We start from the raw sequence: 3,037 nt of genomic DNA, 5'->3' as shown, positions 1-3,037 counted from the left end.
GGGGTGGGGTCTGCGCGCGTCCGCGCGCGAATGGGCGGCTGAGGAGGGCTGGTCCATGCGTGGAGCGAGCCGAGAGAACCCTCTCCCCCTATCCCCCTCCCGCGAGGGGAGGGGGGACTCGTCTGTGATTCTGCCCTCTCCGCTCATCTCACTCGGCGTCCCATTGCTCTGCGAGCCGCCGGCGTACCTCGATCGAGGCGGCGCGGCCCTGCTGCGCCGCCGGGGAGGACAGGCGAGAGGACAGGTCGCGATTGCCGGAGGCGCGGATGTCGATCACCGCCGCCGCCAGTTCGCCCCGCACCCGATCGACATCCGCGGCGCCCGGCGCTTCGGCGGACACGCCCTCGATCAGCCGGTGCAGCAGGCCGAGCCCGGCATAGGCGCGGATGCCATAGGCCATCGGCGGGACCTGCTCGCCCAGCCGGTCGAGCTCGGCGACCGTGCGGCGGGTGACGCGCGCCGCGGCCTCGCGGCCCATGGCGTGGACCAGCACGCCGTCATCGGCCAGCGCCAGGATCCGGTTGGCCTGGTAGCCATGGGCCAGGAAGGCGCCGGACATCGCCTTGCCGACCAGGAGCGCCACCACCGGATGGCCGGCCAGCCGGGCACTGGCATAGGCGTCGGCCGCCGCGGCGCAGGCCAGGTGGATGCCCAGCATCTCCTCCTGCCTGCCATAGGCCTGGCTGGTCACGTCGACCACCGCGACGATCGGGCGGCGGGTGTCGCTCCTGTCGGCGTCGACGACCTCGCGCACCGCGGCGGCCAGGCCCCAGCCCTCGTCCAGCCCGACCTCGCCGTGCCGCGCCCGGGGGAAGCGGTTGGCCGGGTCGGGCACCACCGCGATGAAGCGGGCGGTCTCGCCGCCCAGCGGCGCGTCGGCGGTCAGCACGGTCGACGTGCCCTGGACGGACGTTCCCGGGCCGGCCAGGGCCGAGAGCCAGATCCGGCCCCGGCTGTCGGATGATGCTGTCGTGCTCATGACACGCTCTCCTTGCCCCACAGGTCTCTCAGCGTTTCCGGCGTCGGCGGCGCGGCAGGATCGATCGCTGCCAGCCGCGCCCGGTACAGCTCGACCGCCGCGCTGCGATGCTGCTGCGGCAGGCCGGCGGCGAAGGCGGCGCGCACCGCATCGGCGATCGCCCCGGCATCGTCCGCGACCAGCGCGTCGACGAAGCCGGCGGCGCGGCGCTGCTCGCCGCCGATCAGGCTCCAGATCAGCTTGCGGTCGGAGGAGTCCAGCTCCTCGATCCCGGCCTCCTGCTCGATCACCTCCGGCCCGTTCATGCCGAGCCGGGCCTGCCGGGTGACGATCAGCGTGCTGCACAGCGCCGCCGCCAGCGACATGCCGCCGAAGCAGCCGACCATGCCGGAGATCACCCCGACCACCGGCACGTGCTGGCGCAGCGCCAGGATCCCGGCCTGGATCTCGGCGATGGCGGCGAGGCCCAGATTGGCCTCCTGCAGCCGCACGCCGCCGGTCTCGAACAGGATCACCGGCCGGGTCGGGATGCCACGTTCGTGGTCGGCCAGCGCGCGTTCCAAAGCGCCGGCGATCTTGGCGCCGGCGACCTCGCCCATGCTGCCACCCTGATAGGCGCTCTCGATCGCGGCGACCACCGCCGGCTGGCCGTCGATGCGGCCGCGGGCCAGCACCACCCCGTCGTCCGACTGGGCGACGATGCCCTGCAGCGGCAGCCAGGGCGAGACCAGGCGGTCGAATGGCCCGAGAACCTCGCGGAAGCTCCCCTCGTCCAGCAAGGCGCGGGCGCGGTCGCGGGCGGTCAGCTCGATGAAGCTGTTGCGGGTTGCGATGGCGTTCATGACCGGGTGGCCTCCACCGCCTGTTCCAGGCGCAGCGCCACCATGCCGGGCGTGGCGCCGAAATCGTTGATCTCGACCGCGGCGGCGACGCCGTGTCGGGCGATGAAGCGGTCCAGCACCGCCCGCCACACCGCGCCGTAGCCGTCGACGCTGGTGGTGACGCGGATATGGGCCTGGCCGTCCGGCGAGGGCTCGATCAGCACCTCGAGATTGCCGGAGCCGACGACGCCGACATGGGCGCACTTCGGCACGGGCGTCGTCGCGGGATAGTCGAAGCTCAGGCGTTCCATGGGGCGAAGCTCCGGTCGATGCGGTCGAGGAACAGGGTGGCGGCCAGCAGGTCCGCCGATCCGCCGGGCGACACCCAGCGGGCGAGAAGATCGGCGTCGAGCGCCTGCAGCGCCGCGCGGCCGGCCGGGGCGGCGGTGCCGCCGGCGGCCAGCACGGCACGGGCGCCGGTCTGCGCGGCCTCCAGCGCCGGCCGGCCGCCGCGATGCAGCAGGCAGGTGTCGTCGAGCGACGCCATCACCGCCAGCAGCGCGTCCAGCCGCGCCTCGGTCTCGATGGCCCCGGCGTTGCGGCTGGCCCGCAGGGCGGGGAGGGCGATCGCCACGACATGTGGGAAGCCGGCCTGGGCCTCGCCGCGGGCGCCGGTTGCACCATGGGCCTGCCGCGCCCGCTCTCCGTTGCTGGCGTGATGCGGTGCGAAGCGGTCGGTCCAACGCGCGATCGCGGCGGCCGTGGTGGCGATGCGGCGGGGGCCGCCCGGACCGGCGACCACGGTGCCCGCCAGCAGCAGCCCCAGCGCCCAGATCGCACCGCGATGCGCGTTGCCGCCGCCGGTCGCCGTCATCATGTGGATCTCGCCGGCGCGGCCGATCGCGGCCAGCTCCTCGCGCAGCGTCTGGTCCGGTTGGCGGCCTCGGGCGGCCTGGGCCATCTCACGGAAGGCCGGGCGCAGCGCGCGGGCGGATCGGCGCAGCGTCTCCAGGTCGAGGTCGCGATGGGCGCCGGAGCCGCGCCTATCGACCAGGCCCGGCTTCGGGGTCAGCTCCGCCTCCTCGACCAGCGCCCAGGCGGCGAGATCGGCGAGATCGGCGAGAGTATCGGATGAAAGATGCCGAGGGCGCTCTTTGTTGGTCCCCCCTCCCCTTGGGGGGGGGGGGGGGGGGGGGGGGGGGGGGGGGGGGGGGGCGGGCGGGGGGGGGGGGGGGGT

The 3,037-nt window shown here is 74.7% G+C and carries 4 protein-coding genes; all 4 read right to left on the bottom strand.

Annotated elements, in window-relative coordinates:
• Positions 1-148: 148 nt before the first annotated feature.
• Entirely contained in the window at positions 149-979 is an 831-nt protein-coding gene (gene mdcE, locus AAHM41_RS39680) for a biotin-independent malonate decarboxylase subunit gamma (protein ID WP_342242158.1), read from the bottom strand.
• Positions 976-1,821 (bottom strand): biotin-independent malonate decarboxylase subunit beta, encoded by an 846-nt coding sequence (locus AAHM41_RS39675; RefSeq protein WP_342242157.1) that lies wholly within the window; start codon positions 1,819-1,821, stop codon positions 976-978. Before AAHM41_RS39675 ends, mdcE begins: the two co-directional genes overlap by 4 nt.
• Positions 1,818-2,111, bottom strand: coding sequence for a malonate decarboxylase subunit delta (locus AAHM41_RS39670; protein WP_342242156.1), 294 nt, complete (start codon positions 2,109-2,111; stop codon positions 1,818-1,820). Before AAHM41_RS39670 ends, AAHM41_RS39675 begins: the two co-directional genes overlap by 4 nt.
• On the bottom strand, positions 2,099-3,037 hold a 939-nt coding region (locus AAHM41_RS39665; protein ID WP_342242155.1), incomplete at its 5' end, for a triphosphoribosyl-dephospho-CoA synthase. The genes AAHM41_RS39665 and AAHM41_RS39670, both read right to left, overlap by 13 nt.

Source organism: Inquilinus sp. OTU3971 (assembly GCF_038440215.1).
Note: the sequence above shows the minus strand (reverse complement) of the source record. Positions and strands in the feature narration are given on the sequence as shown.

Bases quoted from the DNA above. Each gene is read 5' to 3' on its own strand.
- mdcE (WP_342242158.1), bottom strand. From the start codon at position 979: ATGAGCACGACAGCATCATCCGACAGCCGGGGCCGGATCTGGCTCTCG.
- AAHM41_RS39675 (WP_342242157.1), bottom strand. From the start codon at position 1,821: ATGAACGCCATCGCAACCCGCAACAGCTTCATCGAGCTGACCGCCCGC.
- AAHM41_RS39670 (WP_342242156.1), bottom strand. From the start codon at position 2,111: ATGGAACGCCTGAGCTTCGACTATCCCGCGACGACGCCCGTGCCGAAG.